Below are 15374 nucleotides of genomic sequence, written 5' to 3'. Positions count from 1 at the left end.
AGCGATGAAATCACAATCTCCCCTGATTACCCTGCGAGATCTGGCGCAGGATGCGGTGGAACAGGCCGCGCAACAGCTGGGCCAGGTACGGCAGGCGCAGCAGGCGGCAGAGCAACAGCTGTCGATGCTGCTCAACTATCAGGACGAATACCGCCAGAAGCTGAATCATACGCTTTGCGACGGCATGGACAGCTCTAGCTGGCAAAACTACCAGCAGTTTATCGGCACGCTGGAACAGGCCATCGACCAGCACCGCCAGCAGCTGCTGCAGTGGGGGCAGAAAGTGGATCATGCGGTGAAGCAATGGCAAGACAAACAACAGCGGCTGAACGCTTTCGAGACCCTGCATACCCGCGCCTTAAATGCGGAGCAGCAGCAGGAGAACAAACGGGATCAAAAACTGATGGATGAGTTCGCTCAACGCAGTGCACAAAGGAATATCAACCCATGAATCTGAACGCCCTGCCCGGCCTGGCCTTACCCGGCGACGCCGGCGGCCTGGCCGAACTGACGTCGGCGCTGGATGAGAGCCAGTTGTCATCGGCCTTCACCCAGCTGCTCGGCGCACGTTTCGCGCCCGCCGCCGATGGCAAACAGCCGCCGGTCGCGCTGAGCGCGGACGAGGAACGCGCCCCGGCCCTGAGCCGCAACCAGCTCAATCAACTGCTAGCCACCTTCGGCGAGCGCGGCGGCCTGCTGCAGAACCCGGCCACCCCAGCCGATGCGCTTTCACCTGAAGGCGCCGAAGCCGAGGCACCCACCGCCGGCGACAAACCGGCGCAACCACCGATCGCCGCCGCCAAAGAGCTGGATGCCGCAACGCTGCAGGCGCTGTACGCCATGCTGCCGGCCGCGCTCGTCGCCCAGGCGCAACCGACCGAAGGCCAACGTTCGCTGCCGGTGGAAAACGCTGACGAGGCGACTGCACTGCAGCCCGGCAATGGCCTGCTGAACATTGCGGCGGCCGGTGATAAAACCGCCGCGCGTTCATCGGCATCCCCTGCTCCGTCGCTGATAGGCGCGAAAACGCCGGCCACCGGCGACGATAATGCCAAGGCGGCGCTCCCGCAACCGACCAGCGGTGAGCGCGCAAGTACCGCACAGCCGCTGCCGGCGAGCGATGCGCAGCAGCAACCGACGCTCAACCATGCCGTCGCCCTGGCCGCCGCCAGCCCAACGCAAACGGCCGCACCGGCCAGCGCACTGGTGACCGCACCGCCTACGCCGCAGCTCAACGCGCAGCTGGGCAGCCCGGAATGGCAGCAGGCGTTGAACCAACAGGTGCTGATGTTCCACCGCAACGGCCAGCAAAGTGCCGAGCTGCGCCTGCACCCGCAGGAGCTGGGCGCCTTGCAGATCACGCTGAAACTGGACGATCAGCAGGCGCAATTGCACATTGCCTCCGCCCACGGTCAGGTGCGCGCGGCGGTGGAAGCAGCGATGCCGCAGCTGCGTCACGCGCTGGCGGAGAGCGGCATCAACCTGGGGCAAAGCAGCGTGGGCGGCGAGTCCACCCCGCAATGGCAACAGGGGCAGCAGCAGGCGTCCAACGGCCAGGGGCGTTCCAGCTATGCTGAACATGCTGGCGGTGAGGCTGCGGCCGCCGACGGCGTCAGCGCGCCGGTGGCGCTGCAGCGCATGGCCAGTGCGGTCAACGGCGTCGATATTTTCGCCTGAGCCGCCGCAAACGCCCAAGCTGGCACCCATTTGCGCGTCTATTCAGGCTATTGCACGCCGTGATAGACGCGATAATACCTTTACATGTCATGCGTGCGGCTTTGCCGCGCGCCATGCCCGCCGCCTCGCAGGCTGCGGGTGGAACAACAGGAATTAGATTTGGCTATGTCTCAGAACACCCTTCCGGCAGCACCGAAACGCTCCCTTCTGGTCATCCTGCTGGTATTGATCAGCGTCGTCGCCTGTGGCGCCGCGGGCTACAGCTGGTGGCTGCTGCAACAGCATAAAAACGGCGCCGAACCGGCCGCCGTCAAACAGCAACCGCCGGCCGCGCCGGTGTTCATGCCGCTCGACACCTTTACCGTCAACCTGGTGACGCCGGACAACAACCCGGATCGCGTGCTGTATATCGGACTCACGCTGCGTCTGCCGGACGAAAGTACCCGCCGTCAGCTGAACGATTTTCTGCCGGAAGTGCGCAGCCGCTTGCTGATGCTGCTCTCCCGTCAGGAAGCGGGCCAGCTGGCCAATGAACAAGGGAAGCAACAGCTGGTGGCGCAGATTAAGGACGTGCTCAGCCCGCCGCTGGTTAAGGGACAACCGAAGCAGGTGGTCAGCGACGTGCTGTTCACCGCCTTCATACTGCGGTAATCACTATGGGCGATAGCATTCTTTCACAGGCAGAGATCGACGCCTTGCTCAACGGCGACAGCGCGGGTGATGAACCCGAAGCGATAGTCGGCAAAGAGAGCGAGGTCAAGCCTTACGATCCGAACACCCAGCGCCGCGTGGTGCGCGAGCGTCTGCACGCGCTGGAAATCATCAACGAACGTTTTGCCCGGCAGTTCCGCATGGGGTTGTTCAACCTGCTGCGCCGCAGCCCGGACATTACCGTCGGCCCGATCAAAATCCAGCCGTATCACGAGTTCGCCCGCAACCTGCCGGTGCCGACCAACCTGAACCTGGTGCATCTGAATCCGCTGCGCGGCACTGCCCTGTTCGTGTTCGCGCCGAGTCTGGTGTTCATCGCCGTCGACAACCTGTTCGGCGGCGACGGCCGCTTCCCGACCAAAGTCGAAGGCCGCGAATTCACCCCGACCGAACAGCGGGTGATCAAACGCATGCTGCGCCTGGCGCTGGACGCCTATGGCGACGCCTGGAGCGCCATTTACAAGATCGACGTGGAATACGTGCGCGCCGAAATGCAGGTGAAGTTCACCAACATCACCACCTCGCCGAACGACATCGTGGTCACCACGCCGTTCCAGGTGGAGATCGGCGCGCTGACCGGCGAGTTCAACATCTGCATTCCGTTCGCGATGATCGAACCGCTGCGCGAGCTGTTGACCAACCCGCCGCTGGAAAATTCGCGGCAGGAAGACAGCCACTGGCGCGAAACGCTGGTGAAGCAGGTGCAGCACTCCGAACTGGAGCTGATCGCCAACTTCGTCGATATCCCGATGCGGCTGTCGAAAGTCCTGAAGCTGCAACCGGGCGATGTATTACCGATAGACAAGCCGGAACGCCTGATCGCCCATGTGGACGGCGTACCGGTTCTGACCAGCCAATACGGCACGTTAAACGGGCAATATGCCCTGCGTGTTGAACATTTGATTAACCCTATTTTGAATGCTCTGAGTGAGGAACAGCCCAATGAGTGATCCTAAGCAACCGTCTGGCGAAGGAAAGGAATCCGTAGACGATCTGTGGGCTGATGCGTTTAACGAGCAGCAGTCGACAGAGAAATCCGGCGCGAGCACCGAAGGGGTGTTCAAGTCGCTGGAAGCTCAGGATGCGCTCGGCAGCCTGCAGGATATCGACCTGATCCTGGATATTCCGGTCAAGCTGACCGTGGAACTGGGGCGCACCAAGATGACCATCAAAGAGCTGCTGCGCCTGTCGCAAGGCTCGGTGGTGGCGCTGGACGGCCTGGCCGGCGAGCCGCTGGACATCCTGATCAACGGTTACCTGATCGCACAAGGTGAAGTGGTAGTGGTGGCCGACAAGTTCGGCGTGCGCATCACCGACATTATCACCCCATCCGAACGCATGCGTCGACTGAGCCGCTGATGACCGTTGCGGCGCCCGTAACCGTTCAAAGCAGCCAATCCCCCGCCGCGCCGGCCCTGCCGGCCGGTTCGGTGTTGATGCAGGTCAGCAGCGCGCTCGGCGGCATTCTGCTGCTGATCCTGCTGGCCGGTTGGCTGTTCCGTCGGCTGGGTTTCGCCCCGCAGGCGCGCAACAACAAACTGCTCAACCTGCGCGCCAGTTGCCAGGTCGGGCAGCGCGAGCGCGTGGTGGTGGTGGAAGTCGATGACACCTTGCTGGTACTGGGCGTCACCGCCCAGCAGATCACCCCGCTGCACACCCTGCCCGCCCCGCCGAAAGACGAGGGCGCGGCCGACGTGGCGACGCCGGCGGACTTCCGCCAACTGATGCAAAAAGTTCTGAAACGCCCGGAAAAATCGGCATGACCTCGACTCTTCATACCCTCGTCCGCCGTCCGGCGGTTTGGCTCCCTGCCGCCCTGCTGTTCATCAGCCCGGCGGCTTTGGCACAACTGCCGGGGCTGATCAGTCAGCCGCTGGCCAACGGCGGCCAAAGCTGGTCGCTGCCGGTGCAGACGCTGGTTCTGTTGACCTCGCTGACCTTCCTGCCGGCCATGCTGCTGATGATGACCAGCTTCACCCGCATCATCATCGTGCTCGGCCTGCTGCGCAACGCGCTGGGCACGCCGTCGGCGCCGCCGAACCAGGTGATGCTGGGGCTGGCGTTGTTCCTGACCTTCTTCATCATGTCGCCGGTGTTCGACAAGGTTTATCAGGATGCCTACCTGCCGTTCAGCCAGGACAAAATCGGGCTGGAAGTCGCGCTGGATAAAGGCGCGCAGCCACTGCGCGAATTCATGCTGCGCCAAACGCGCGAAACCGATCTCGCGCTGTACGCCAGATTGGCCAATCAGCCGCCGCTGGCCGGCCCGGAGGCGGTGCCGATGCGCATCCTGCTGCCCGCCTACGTCACCAGCGAACTGAAAACCGCCTTCCAGATCGGCTTTACGGTGTTCATTCCGTTCCTGATTATCGACCTGGTGGTCGCCAGCGTGCTGATGGCGCTGGGGATGATGATGGTGCCGCCCGCCACCATCTCGCTGCCGTTCAAGCTGATGCTGTTCGTGCTGGTCGATGGCTGGCAGCTGCTGCTCGGCTCGCTGGCGCAGAGCTTCTATTCGTAACCCCTGACCGGAGAACGCGAGATGACACCTGAATCGGTTATGGCGCTCGGCACCGAAGCGATGAAAGTCGCGCTGGCGCTGGCCGCCCCGCTGCTGCTGGCGGCGCTGATCAGCGGCCTGGTCGTCAGCCTGCTGCAGGCCGCCACCCAGATCAACGAAATGACGCTGTCGTTCATCCCTAAAATTCTGGCGGTGGTGGCCACCATCATCATCGCCGGTCCCTGGATGTTGAATCTGTTGCTGGACTACATGCGCACTCTGTTCAGCAACCTGCCCACCCTGATCGGCTGACCGTGCTCACCTTCGACAGCGCCCAGCTCACCGTCTGGCTCAGCCACTACTTTTGGCCGCTGCTGCGCATTCTGGCGCTGATCAGCACCGCGCCGATATTCAGCGAAAAACAAATCAGCAAAAAGGTCAAAATCGGCCTTGGCGGGCTGATCGTCATCCTGATCGCGCCGACGCTGCCCGCCAGCAATATCCCGATCTTCTCCGCCGCCGGCCTGTGGCTGGCGGTTCAACAGATTCTGATCGGCGTGGCGCTGGGATTGACCATGCAGTTCGCCTTCGCGGCGGTGCGCCTGGCGGGCGAAGTGATCGGCATGCAGATGGGCCTGTCGTTCGCCACCTTCTTCGATCCCAGCGGCGGCCCGAACATGCCGGTGCTGGCGCGCCTGCTCAACCTGCTGGCGATGCTGCTGTTCCTCAGCTTCGACGGCCATCTGTGGCTGATTTCGCTGCTGGCGGACAGCTTCCATACCCTGCCTATCCAAACGCAGCCGCTGAACGGCAACGGCTTCCTGGTGTTGACCCAGGTTGGCTCGCTGATTTTCATCAACGGCATGATGCTGGCGCTGCCGCTGATCTGCCTGCTGTTGACGCTGAACATGGCGCTCGGCCTGCTCAATCGCATGACCCCGCAGCTGTCGGTCTTCGTGATCGGTTTCCCGGTCACCATGACCTTCGGCATCATGACGCTGGGTATGATGATGCCGATGCTGGCGCCGTTCTGTGAACATCTGTTCGGTGAAATCTTCGATCGACTGGCGGCGGTAATCGGCGGCATGACCTTCTAAGCCCCTGCAACGCCCCTCCCTTTCCCCCTTATCTGCCTGAGACAAAATGGCAATAAAAACGCTTTCTTGGGACAAAAGCCTGAGAAACGCCTTTTATCCGGATTAAGGTTCAAATGTCTCCGGCGGCTTGAATAAATAAAACCCCGACCTAGAATAGACCCGGCAACAGAAATATCGCTTGTACCACGCTAGCCATCAGCGGCGATAAAAACGTTGACTCCCAAGTGAAAATAAAAAATAACGCAGTCACGCAGGGTTAAATGCGCGACAGATAACTTACACCCTGAATAAATGCGTCCGGCGCCTACCGGCTGCAGGGCGCAGCATCGACCTTTGCTAACCACAGGAGCGAGAAAATGATTAAAGCGAAAAGCAACCGCAAAGCACGCCGGTTATTCGGTCTGACCCACTGGAAAAGCAACAAGTTTAGAGTTTCGTTTACCGAGACGGCCGACGGCGGAAAATGGAAAGTGGAGAAGAAAAAGAAATAGCAGCGCTATTTATCGTCAGGGAAATAATATCCATCGCGATTCTTCCACCGCTGATTTCAATAATGCCATTGCGCATTAAACAGGGGTGACAATCGTATTATTTCTTTCCTGATGAAAAAAAGGCGCGTCACTCAGTCAGTAGTGGGAGAACGAGCGACGCGCCAAACGAGTGCACCCGGTTTCAAGAAGCCTCCCTCCCCGCGAGGCGGAGAAGGCACTTTCTAAGCGCACTAAAGGGAAACCCGTCGCGGTCAGGCAACGGGGTATTGCTCTTAACGATTCATCTGGAACAGCGACATGCCCTGCATATCGCTGAAGGTTTTATACGACGCCTGCAGCGCTGCCTGCTGCATGAAATAAGACGAGATAGACTCGGCCAGATCGGCATCCGTCAACGCGCTCATCTGGATCTGGTTGGTCATGTCACGCTCTTTACCGATGCTGTCCAGCTGATCCATTTCCTGCAGCTGACTGCCCAGCTCGGCGCGCACGCTCAACACGTTGTTGTAGGAGTTGTCCAGACCGCGGTTGGCTTTCGCCAAGGCATCGTTCACCTGCTGCTTGGTGGCCTCGTCGGCGCCCTGCAGCGGGGTTTTCAACGCGTTCAGCGCAATATCGATGCTCTCGAATACGTTGCTGACCGGCGCGCTGCCGTCCGGCTCGGGCTTCGGATTACTGGTCAACGACATGAACACCGCGTTGCCGGTATGGCCGATGGTCATGGTGCGGTTGGCGTCCACTTTCTGCTGAACCGTCTTGTCCCCGCCCTGATAACTGACGGTGCCGCCGTTATCGACGAACGGCGCCTTGTCGTTCACATATCCGCCGAACATATAGCGGCCGTTGCCGTCGGTGCTGTTGGCCTGGTTCAGCAGCTGATCTTTCAGCCCCTGCAGTTGGGTGGCCAGCGACTGGCGATCGTTATCGCTTTCGGTGCCGCCGGCGTTGACGATCAGCGCCTTCATATCCGCGATGGTGGACGTCGCGCCGGCCAATACCGTTTCTTCCATCGACACGTTCTGACGAGCGAAGGTGCGCGCCAGGGTGTACTGGCTGTTTTCCGCCTGCGACTGCGACAACATCACCGCGCGCGACGCCGCCAGCGGATCGTCGGACGGGTTGATCACCCGCTTGCCCGAGGAAAGCTGCTCGGCCGCCTTCATGAACAACGACTGGTTGCCCGTGATGCCGTTCATGTTCTGTTGGTACATCATGCTGGTGCTCATGCGCATGCTGTGGGTTCCTTACTCTGAGCGACCGGCGCCGTTATCGGCGCCGATTAACAATGAAATCAACGAATATTCAGCAGCGCGTCGAACAACGAGCTGGCGGTCTGAATCACCTGCGCGTTGGCCATGTAGTACTGCTGAAAACGCAGCAGTTCACCGTACTCTTCGTCAAGGTTGACGCCGGACATCGACTGCTGTTGCGCACCCAGCTGCGTGACGATCTTGGCCTGCGAGGTAGCGATGGCCTTGGCGGCGGCGGTCTGGTTGCCGACGCCGCTGACGATGCCGGCGTAAGCGCCGCTCAGGGTCGCTTTGCCGTCCACCAGGTTTTTGGTTTGCAGATCCAGCAGCTTCTTGGCGTTCTCGTTATCGCCGCGGCCGCTGTCGTCTTTACCGGCGGCGGCGATCTTGGACGAATCGGTGATGGCCACTTTCAGGTTGCCCGCCACGTCGCTGACCGGCTTCACGGTGAAGCTGTCTTTGGCCTGCGCATTGCCGTCGATGCTCACTTCCAACCCGTCGAAGTTCAGCGTCGGTTTGCCGTCGGCGCTGGTGCCCGGCGTGGCGTTGACTTTCACATTGTCCGGCAGGCGGCTGACCTGCCAGTTGCTGCCGTCGAACTCAACGCGATAATCGTTAGCCTTCACCTTGCCGGTATCGGTGTAAGAAACCGACAGCGACGCGTCGCCGGTGTTGCGGGTGTTATCCACCACCCGGCCGCCGCTGAAGCTGAAGAAGTCGCCGCCTGCGTCACCGTTCAGATCGAAGCCGGCGCGATGCTGTTGGTTAAAGCTGTCCGCCATCGCCAGCGCCAACTGGCCCAGCTGATTGCGCACGCCGTCCAGCGTTTCGCTGCGGAATTTCAGCACGCCGCTCAGCGTGCCGCTGGTGATCTGGCCTTCCGGCACTTCGCTGGCGCCGTTGCCGCGGTTATAGCCGATGGTCAGACGGGAAGGATCGCTGCTGGAAGGCACGGCTTCCACCTGATACGTATTGCTGCCCTGCACCAGCGTCAAGCCGTTGGCGAAGGAGACGGTATAGGCGTCGCCGTCCTGTTGCGTGACCTGTACGCCCACCAGTTGGTTCAATTCGGTGACCAGCTGATCGCGCTGATCCAGCAACGCATTTGGCTCGCCGCCGGCGCTGCCGCGCAAACGGGTGATCTCATCGTTCAACTTGGCGATCTGTTGGCCGTAGCTGTTGATCTGCTGCGCCGTATCGCTGATCTGCTGATTAACGCCGTTGTCCATGTCGCGCAGGAATTTATCGGTGTTGTTGAACTGGTTCACCAGACCGTTGGCCTTGCCCAGCACCGTCTGGCGCGCGGCGTCGTCACCGGCGTTGCTCACCAGGTTCTGCAGGTTGGTAAAGAAATCCTGCATGTTGGTCGACAGCGGGTTGGTCTTGCTCGCCAACAGATTGTCGATCTGCGAAATCTTCTCGTAATAGGCGTTCTGCGCCCCGAACGCGCTTTGTGCGCCGCGCAGCTGGTTGGTGATGAACTGGTTGTACTCGCGGTTAACGCTGGTGACGGTCACGCCGTTGCCGATAAAGCCGCTCATGGTGGCCATGCCGCCGTTCTGCGCCAGGATCGCGGTCTGGCGGTTGTAGCCCGCCACGTTGTAGTTGGAGATGTTGTTGCTGACGGTACTGAGCGCCACCTGAGCCGCATTCAGCCCGCTCATCGCGGTATTGATTAAGCTATTGGACATCGGAATTCCTTATGCTGCGGCGCCGGTGGCCCACAGGGTTCTTAATTGAGCTGCTGAGCCTGTTCGCTCAGCCTGTTTCGGTTATCGGCCAAAATGAGAAGAACTTGAGGAAAAAAAGCGGCAACGCGGTCAGCATCCAGCTAGCCTTCGTTACCGCCTATCCCCTAAATAATTGGCGTCGCAGCAAGGCGACAAGCAAGGGCGTCCCCGAGCGCTTGGTTAAGCCAAGTGACCGGGGCGAGCTTGTGCAGTCAACGCCGCTGCGGCGTCAAGAATGACGGGGATTTAGAACAAATCTTTCAGATCGTGGGTGTAAGCTTTCACCGCCTGTTCCCCCGCGCTCTTCATCTGCTGAATCACGCTGACCAGTTTGCTGGCGTACTGCGGATCGGTGGCGTACCCGGCGCGTTGCAGCGCATGCGCCGCCTGCTCCGGGCTGCGCGCGGCGGCCACGTCGGCATAGCGCGGGTTGTTGGTCAGCAGTTTGACGTAGTCGGCAATCGCTTCGACATACGACCCGTAGACGCGGAACTTCGCCTTCACCTTCTTCGCCGCGCCCTGTTCGAACTCGGTGGTGGTGATCTCCGTCACCGGCCCGTTCCAGCTGCCGCCGGCCTTGATGCCGAACAGGTTGTAGCTCGGCGTGCCGTCTGAGGTCGGGATCTCGCGCTGCCCCCAGCCGGACTCCAGCGCCGCCTGCGCGACGATCAGCTGATGCGGAATGCCGCTCTGCTGGCTGGCGACCTTCGCCGGGATCGACAGGCGAGCGACGAAGTTGCCGTTGTTGAGCGACAGTGGCGCGGCGGCCGGCGGGGCTTTCGGCATCGCGCGGCGCACCATCTGCTCCAGCGCCTGGTTCGGCAGCGTTTGCAGCACCTCGTTGTCCAGCGCCATCGGCGACAGGCCCGCCGTTTCACTCGGCACCGCGTTGGCGTTGCTCATCTGCTTGACCATCATGTCGGCCAGCCCCAGCCCTTTTTGCGACATCTGCTGGGCGATTTGCTGGTCGTACATCGAGGTATAGAGCCGCGTTTGATCGCTGCTCAATACCCCGTCCTGCGGCAAGGCGGATCGCATGCTTTTCAGCATCATCTGCACGAACATGCCTTCTACCTGCTGGGCCACCTGCTTGAGGTTGCCCTGCGGGTCGGCCGCCGCATCGCGCTTCAGACCGTTCAGCGCCTGGGCGTCATAGGCCGCACCCGACATTGCCATCAGATCGCCGGCCATCAGATGATTTCCAGCTTGGCGCGCAGGCAGCCGGCGCTCTGCATCGCCTGCAGGATCGACATCAGATCGATCGGCGTGGCGCCCAGCGCGTTCAGCGCGCGAATGACGTTGTTCAGGTTGGCGCTGGCGTTCACCTTCTGCAGCGATCCGCCCTGCTGTTGCACCGAGATCTGGGTGTTTGGCGTCACCACCGTCTGGCCGCCGCCGAACGGCGTCGTCGGTTGGCTGACGGTGTTCTGCCGATCGACCACCACCGACAGGTTGCCCTGGGCGACGGCGCAGGAATCGAGGATCACATCGCGGTTCATCACCACCGACCCGGTGCGCGAGTTGATGATCACTTTGGCGTCCATCGCGCCGACGTTGACGGTGATGTTTTGAATCTCCGCCAGGAAACGCACCTGAGAGCTGTTGCCCTGCGGCACCAGCACCTGGATCGTGCGGGCGTCGAGCGGCGTCGCGGTGCCGCCGCCGCGTTGGCGGTTGATGGCGTCGCTGATCTGCTGCGCCAGCGTGAAGTCTTCGTCGTTCAGCTGCAGGTTGAGTACGCCGCCGCTGCCGAAGGTGGTCGGCAGCTCGCGCTCGATGGTGGCGCCGTTGCTGATGCGCCCGCCCGCCAGCTGGTTGACCTGCACGCTGCTGCCGCCGGCCGCCGCGCCCGCGCCGCCGACCAGCACGTTGCCCTGCGCCAGCGCATAGACCTGGTTATCCACGCCTTTGAGCGGCGTCATCAGCAAGGTGCCGCCGCGCAGGCTCTTGGCGTTGCCCATCGATGAAACCACCACGTCGATGTTCTGCCCGGCGCGCGAGAACGGCGGCAGTTTGGCGGTCACCATCACCGCCGCCACGTTTTTCAGCTGCATGTTAGTGCCCGGCGGCACGGTGATGCCCAACTGCGACAGCATGTTACTCAGACTTTGGGTGGTGAACGGCGTCTGCATGGTCTGGTCGCCGGAACCGTCCAGCCCCACCACCAGGCCGTAGCCGATCAGGGCGTTGTCTCGCACGCCCTGCACCGTCACCAGATCGCGGATGCGCTCCGCCACCGCCGGCAAGCACACCAGCCCGACGCACAGCGCGATAAACCATTTTTTCAGCATCAGTCAATCCTTAGAACGGTGAAACATTTAAGAAGAAGCGCTGCAGCCAGCCCATGGTCTGCGCTTCGTTGATATAGCCATTGCCGACGTATTCGATACGCGCGTCCGCCACCTGCGTCGAGGTGACCGAGTTGTTGCCGCTGATGGTGCGCGGGTTAACGACGCCGGAGAAGCGAATGAATTCGGTGCCCTGGTTGATGGCGATCTGCTTTTCCCCCACCACGTGCAGGTTGCCGTTGGCCAGCACCTGGTTGACCGTCACCGTAATGGTGCCGTTGAAGGTGTTGTTGGCGTTGGCGCCGCCCTTGCCACCGAAGGTGCTGTCGCCGGAAATGTCCATATCGGCGCGCGCATTGCCCAACAGACCGTCGAGGTAACGCGGCGAGGTGGCGACGCCGAACTTGCTGGCGCCGTTGCGGCTGGCGTTGGCGGAAGAGCTCTTGCTGGCGCTGACGTTTTCCTGCAGCACGATGGTCAGGGTGTCACCGACGTTGCGCGGACGGCGGTCTTCGAACAGCGGCTGATAGCCGTAGTTCATCGGCTGCACCGTCTGGAAGATCGAGCCGTTCGGCATCGGCGCGCTGGCCGGCGCGGGCTGCGCCGTGGTCGCACCGTCCACCAGCGGTTTATGCGGAATATAAGCGCAGCCGCTCAGCGTCAGCATCACCATTCCCGCCAGCCAGCGTTGTCCCTGCCGCGGCAGGATTGCCATCGAATATGTGGTTACCACGGGTATCGCCTTTGTTTCACGAAAGAGAATGACGGGCGCGGCAAGCCGGGCCCGTCAATGACAGATTACAGTTGTGTCAGCTTTTGCAGCATCTGATCGGAAGTCGAAACCGCTTTGCTGTTGATCTCGTAAGCGCGCTGAGTCTGGATCATGTTGACCAGCTCTTCCGCCACGTTAACGTTGGAGGTCTCCACGTAGCCCTGATACAGCAGACCGGCGCCGTTCAGCCCCGGCGTGCTCTCGTTCGGCGCGCCCGAGCTTTCGGTTTCCTGATACAGGTTCTCGCCCACGCTCTCCAGACCGCTGTCGTTGACAAAGGTCGTCAGCGTCAGTTGACCCACCTGCTGGGCGGCGGTTTGCCCCTGCTGGGTGACGCTGACGATGCCGTCGCGGCCGACGGTGATGGACAGCGCGTTCGCCGGAATGGTGATCGCCGGCTGCACCTGGAAACCGCTGGATGTGACCAGCTGGCCGTTCTGATCGATCTGGAACGAGCCGTCGCGCGTGTAGGCCTGGGTGCCGTCCGGCAGCATCACCTGGAAGAAACCCTGCCCCTTGATGGCGACGTCTTTACTGTTGTTGGTCTGCGACAGGTTGCCCTGGCTGTGCAGACGCTCGGTCGCCACCGGACGCACGCCGGTGCCGATCTGCAGACCGGAAGGCAGCGTGGTCTGCTCGGAGGACTGTGCCCCCGGCTGACGCATGGTCTGGTACAGCAGATCTTCAAATACCGCACGCTGGCGTTTGAAGCCGTTGGTGCTGACGTTCGCCAGGTTGTTGGCGATCACGTCCATGTTGGTCTGCTGCGCGTCCAGACCGGTTTTGGCAATCCATAAGGATGGAATCATCGGTTATTTCCTTGCTGCTTAACTCATTGAGAGCAGTGAGTTGGCACGCTGTTCGTTTTCATCCACGCTGTGGATGACTTTCATTTGCATTTCAAAACGGCGGGCGTTGGCGATCATGTCGACCATGGTCTCCATCGGCTTGACGTTGCTGCCCTCCAGCACGCCCGGCATCACCCGCACCTGCGGATCGTTTTGCAACTGATTGCCGCGCTGCTGTTGAGTTTCCGGCGTCAGGCGGAACAGCCCGTCGTCACCGCGCATCACTTCGCGCGCATCGGCTTTCACCAGCTTCAGACGGCCAATCTGCGCGATGGTGTTCGGCGGATCGCCGGCGTTCAGCGCCGAAATGGTACCGTCGGCCGCGATGGTGATCTCCGCCGACGGCGGCACCTCGATCGGGCCGCCGTCACCCATCACCGGCAATCCCTGCACCGTCAACTGCCCGGTGGAGGAGATCTGAATGTTGCCGTTGCGGGTATAGGCTTCCCCCCCACCCGGCAGGCTCACCGCCAGGAAACCGTCCTGCTGCAGCGCCACGTCCAGCGGACGCGCCGTGTAGTTCAGCGCCCCCTGGCTCATATCGGCGCCCGGCGTCGACGCGGTCACCAAGGTGCGCGTCGCCATGCTCGGCCCGTCGACCGGCACCGCGCGCAATGCGGCGAGCTGGGCGCGAAAGCCCGGCGTCGACGCATTGGCCAGGTTGTTGGCGGTAATGGACTGCTGTTCCAGCGTTTGGCGCGCCGCGCCCATCGCGGTATAAATCGCGTGATCCATAACTCGGCCTTATTAGCGCAGGCTAACCAACGTCTGCAGGATGGAGTCCTGCGTCTTGATGGTCTGGGCGTTGGACTGGTAGTTACGCTGTGCGACGATCATGTTCACCAGCTCCTGGCTCAGATCGACGTTGGAAGACTCCAGCGCGCCGCTGGTCAGCTTACCGAAGCCGCCGCCGCCCGACAGACCAACGCGCGGCTGACCGGACGCACCGGTTTCCTGCCACACGTTATCGCCCTGCGACGCCAGCCCTTCCGGGTTGGAGAAGTTGGCCATGACGATCTGGCCCAGCACCTGAGTCTGCTGGTTGGAGTAGATGCCCACCACTGTGCCGTCGTTGTTGATCTGGAAGTTGGTGTATTCACCGGCGGCATAGCCGTCTTGCGATACCTTGCTCACCGAGTCGCTGCCCACGTTCTGCTGCATGCTGCCGGCGAAGCTCAGGGTGAAGTTTTGCGCCGGTGCGCCGTCTTTGGCGGTCATCGGGATCACCATGCTGAACTCGCCCGGCGCGCCGTTGGTGCTGGTGGTTTTCACCAGGTTGCCGCTGGTGCTGAACTCCATGGTGCCGGCGTTCACTGGCGCGGCGCTGCCGTCCTGGGTGTAGACCTGCCATTTATTGTCTTCCGTCTTCACGAAGTAGGCGTTGATGTTGTGCGCGTTACCCAGCGAGTCGTAAGCGGTGATGGTGTTGACGTAGTTGTAGCTGTCCTGTTTGGTCGGATCGAAGGTCTTGTTCTCCGGCACTTTATGGGTGGACTTCAGGTTGGCCACCATCTCGCCGGAGGTGGATGCCTTGGCGTTCATCATACCTTCAGGAATGCTCAACGGCACCGGGTTGGCACCCTGTTGGATGGTCGGCGGAGAACCGGCCGCCGGGTAGCCGGTCAGCTGCAGCCCCTGCATGTTGGTCAGGTTGCGGTTCTCGTCCAGCTTGAACTGACCGTTGCGGGTATAGAAGATGCCGCCGTCTTTATCCTGCATGCGGAAAAAACCGTTGCCGTTGATGGCCACATCCAGCGCACGGCTGGTACCGGTGGTGGTGCCACCCTTGAAGTTCTGGGTGATGCCGGACACTTTGACGCCCAGACCGACTTGCGAGCCAGCGAACATATCGGCAAAGGAGACGCTGCCGGATTTGAAGCCCGCAGTCGCGGAGTTGGCGATGTTGTTACCGATCACGTCCAGGTTGGTTGCTGCCGCGTTCAAGCCGCTGACTGCCTGAGAAAAGGCCATGTTATTCTCCGAATAGTGGTCAGGCTATCGTCCGATTGA

General features: G+C 61.5%; 18 protein-coding genes. 10 read left to right on the top strand and 8 right to left on the bottom strand.

What is annotated here, in order from left to right:
- Positions 1-4: 4 nt before the first annotated feature.
- From fliJ to sra, 10 genes are all read left to right on the top strand, one after another.
- The gene (gene fliJ, locus BVU99_RS03280) at positions 5-451 is read left to right on the top strand and encodes a flagellar export protein FliJ (RefSeq protein ID WP_043138615.1); all 447 of its coding nucleotides are present in this window, start codon (positions 5-7) and stop codon (positions 449-451) included.
- Positions 448-1677 (top strand): flagellar hook-length control protein FliK, encoded by a 1230-nt coding sequence (locus BVU99_RS03275; protein ID WP_099817140.1) that lies wholly within the window; start codon positions 448-450, stop codon positions 1675-1677. Before fliJ ends, BVU99_RS03275 begins: the two co-directional genes overlap by 4 nt.
- Before the next feature lie 165 nt (positions 1678-1842).
- Positions 1843-2328 carry a flagellar basal body-associated protein FliL gene (fliL, locus tag BVU99_RS03270; protein ID WP_025303253.1) on the top strand — a complete coding sequence of 162 codons (486 nt, stop codon included), beginning with the start codon at positions 1843-1845 and terminating at the stop codon, positions 2326-2328.
- A 5-nt stretch (positions 2329-2333) separates the two neighbouring features.
- The gene (fliM, locus tag BVU99_RS03265) at positions 2334-3338 is read left to right on the top strand and encodes a flagellar motor switch protein FliM (protein ID WP_025303254.1); all 1005 of its coding nucleotides are present in this window, start codon (positions 2334-2336) and stop codon (positions 3336-3338) included.
- The gene (gene fliN / locus BVU99_RS03260) at positions 3331-3747 is read left to right on the top strand and encodes a flagellar motor switch protein FliN (protein WP_038876868.1); all 417 of its coding nucleotides are present in this window, start codon (positions 3331-3333) and stop codon (positions 3745-3747) included. Before fliM ends, fliN begins: the two co-directional genes overlap by 8 nt.
- Entirely contained in the window at positions 3747-4151 is a 405-nt protein-coding gene (gene fliO, locus BVU99_RS03255) for a flagellar biosynthetic protein FliO (RefSeq protein ID WP_025303256.1), read from the top strand. Before fliN ends, fliO begins: the two co-directional genes overlap by 1 nt.
- Positions 4148-4909 (top strand): flagellar type III secretion system pore protein FliP, encoded by a 762-nt coding sequence (gene fliP / locus BVU99_RS03250; RefSeq protein WP_025303257.1) that lies wholly within the window; start codon positions 4148-4150, stop codon positions 4907-4909. The genes fliO and fliP overlap by 4 nt, the downstream gene beginning before the upstream one ends.
- 21 nt (positions 4910-4930) lie before the next feature.
- A complete protein-coding gene (gene fliQ, locus BVU99_RS03245; protein ID WP_004934803.1) occupies positions 4931-5200 on the top strand; it encodes a flagellar biosynthesis protein FliQ in 270 nt (89 codons plus the stop codon).
- A 2-nt stretch (positions 5201-5202) separates the two neighbouring features.
- Positions 5203-5985: a flagellar biosynthetic protein FliR gene (gene fliR / locus BVU99_RS03240; protein ID WP_043138626.1), complete on the top strand. Its 783-nt coding sequence runs from the start codon at positions 5203-5205 to the stop codon at positions 5983-5985.
- A 356-nt stretch (positions 5986-6341) separates the two neighbouring features.
- Entirely contained in the window at positions 6342-6476 is a 135-nt protein-coding gene (sra, locus tag BVU99_RS25225) for a stationary-phase-induced ribosome-associated protein (RefSeq protein WP_087763075.1), read from the top strand.
- Positions 6477-6748: 272 nt separating this feature from the next.
- Here sra and flgL read toward each other — a convergent pair whose 3' ends face one another.
- From flgL to flgE, 8 genes are all read right to left on the bottom strand, one after another.
- Positions 6749-7708: a flagellar hook-associated protein FlgL gene (flgL, locus tag BVU99_RS03230; RefSeq protein ID WP_016927302.1), complete on the bottom strand. Its 960-nt coding sequence runs from the start codon at positions 7706-7708 to the stop codon at positions 6749-6751.
- A gap of 59 nt (positions 7709-7767) precedes the next feature.
- Positions 7768-9417: a flagellar hook-associated protein FlgK gene (gene flgK, locus BVU99_RS03225; protein ID WP_033643519.1), complete on the bottom strand. Its 1650-nt coding sequence runs from the start codon at positions 9415-9417 to the stop codon at positions 7768-7770.
- Between the two features lie 285 nt (positions 9418-9702).
- Positions 9703-10647: a flagellar assembly peptidoglycan hydrolase FlgJ gene (gene flgJ / locus BVU99_RS03215; protein ID WP_004934815.1), complete on the bottom strand. Its 945-nt coding sequence runs from the start codon at positions 10645-10647 to the stop codon at positions 9703-9705.
- Positions 10647-11747: a flagellar basal body P-ring protein FlgI gene (locus tag BVU99_RS03210; protein ID WP_099817139.1), complete on the bottom strand. Its 1101-nt coding sequence runs from the start codon at positions 11745-11747 to the stop codon at positions 10647-10649. The genes flgJ and BVU99_RS03210 overlap by 1 nt, the downstream gene beginning before the upstream one ends.
- A gap of 10 nt (positions 11748-11757) precedes the next feature.
- Complete coding sequence (gene flgH / locus BVU99_RS03205) at positions 11758-12459, bottom strand: flagellar basal body L-ring protein FlgH (protein WP_004934817.1); 702 nt, start codon at positions 12457-12459, stop codon at positions 11758-11760.
- A gap of 83 nt (positions 12460-12542) precedes the next feature.
- Entirely contained in the window at positions 12543-13325 is a 783-nt protein-coding gene (gene flgG, locus BVU99_RS03200; protein WP_004934819.1) for a flagellar basal-body rod protein FlgG, read from the bottom strand.
- An 18-nt stretch (positions 13326-13343) separates the two neighbouring features.
- On the bottom strand, positions 13344-14099 hold the full coding sequence (locus BVU99_RS03195) for a flagellar basal body rod protein FlgF (protein WP_043138634.1): 756 nt from the start codon (positions 14097-14099) through the stop codon (positions 13344-13346).
- Between the two features lie 12 nt (positions 14100-14111).
- Positions 14112-15335: a flagellar hook protein FlgE gene (flgE, locus tag BVU99_RS03190; RefSeq protein WP_099817138.1), complete on the bottom strand. Its 1224-nt coding sequence runs from the start codon at positions 15333-15335 to the stop codon at positions 14112-14114.
- Between the last annotated feature and the right edge of the window lie 39 nt (positions 15336-15374).

It is taken from the genome of Serratia sp. OLAL2, assembly GCF_002752475.1.
GTDB classification, from domain to species: domain Bacteria; phylum Pseudomonadota; class Gammaproteobacteria; order Enterobacterales; family Enterobacteriaceae; genus Serratia; species Serratia bockelmannii.
Note: the sequence above shows the minus strand (reverse complement) of the source record. Positions and strands in the feature narration are given on the sequence as shown.

Coding starts and splice junctions, on each gene's coding strand:
- fliJ (WP_043138615.1), top strand. CDS start 5: ATGAAATCACAATCTCCCCTGATTACCCTGCGAGATCTGGCGCAGGAT.
- BVU99_RS03275 (WP_099817140.1), top strand. CDS start 448: ATGAATCTGAACGCCCTGCCCGGCCTGGCCTTACCCGGCGACGCCGGC.
- fliL (WP_025303253.1), top strand. CDS start 1,843: ATGTCTCAGAACACCCTTCCGGCAGCACCGAAACGCTCCCTTCTGGTC.
- fliM (WP_025303254.1), top strand. CDS start 2,334: ATGGGCGATAGCATTCTTTCACAGGCAGAGATCGACGCCTTGCTCAAC.
- fliN (WP_038876868.1), top strand. CDS start 3,331: ATGAGTGATCCTAAGCAACCGTCTGGCGAAGGAAAGGAATCCGTAGAC.
- fliO (WP_025303256.1), top strand. CDS start 3,747: ATGACCGTTGCGGCGCCCGTAACCGTTCAAAGCAGCCAATCCCCCGCC.
- fliP (WP_025303257.1), top strand. CDS start 4,148: ATGACCTCGACTCTTCATACCCTCGTCCGCCGTCCGGCGGTTTGGCTC.
- fliQ (WP_004934803.1), top strand. CDS start 4,931: ATGACACCTGAATCGGTTATGGCGCTCGGCACCGAAGCGATGAAAGTC.
- sra (WP_087763075.1), top strand. CDS start 6,342: ATGATTAAAGCGAAAAGCAACCGCAAAGCACGCCGGTTATTCGGTCTG.
- flgL (WP_016927302.1), bottom strand. CDS start 7,708: ATGCGCATGAGCACCAGCATGATGTACCAACAGAACATGAACGGCATC.
- flgK (WP_033643519.1), bottom strand. CDS start 9,417: ATGTCCAATAGCTTAATCAATACCGCGATGAGCGGGCTGAATGCGGCT.
- flgJ (WP_004934815.1), bottom strand. CDS start 10,647: ATGGCCGGCGATCTGATGGCAATGTCGGGTGCGGCCTATGACGCCCAG.
- BVU99_RS03210 (WP_099817139.1), bottom strand. CDS start 11,747: ATGCTGAAAAAATGGTTTATCGCGCTGTGCGTCGGGCTGGTGTGCTTG.
- flgH (WP_004934817.1), bottom strand. CDS start 12,459: ATGGCAATCCTGCCGCGGCAGGGACAACGCTGGCTGGCGGGAATGGTG.
- flgG (WP_004934819.1), bottom strand. CDS start 13,325: ATGATTCCATCCTTATGGATTGCCAAAACCGGTCTGGACGCGCAGCAG.
- BVU99_RS03195 (WP_043138634.1), bottom strand. CDS start 14,099: ATGGATCACGCGATTTATACCGCGATGGGCGCGGCGCGCCAAACGCTG.
- flgE (WP_099817138.1), bottom strand. CDS start 15,335: ATGGCCTTTTCTCAGGCAGTCAGCGGCTTGAACGCGGCAGCAACCAAC.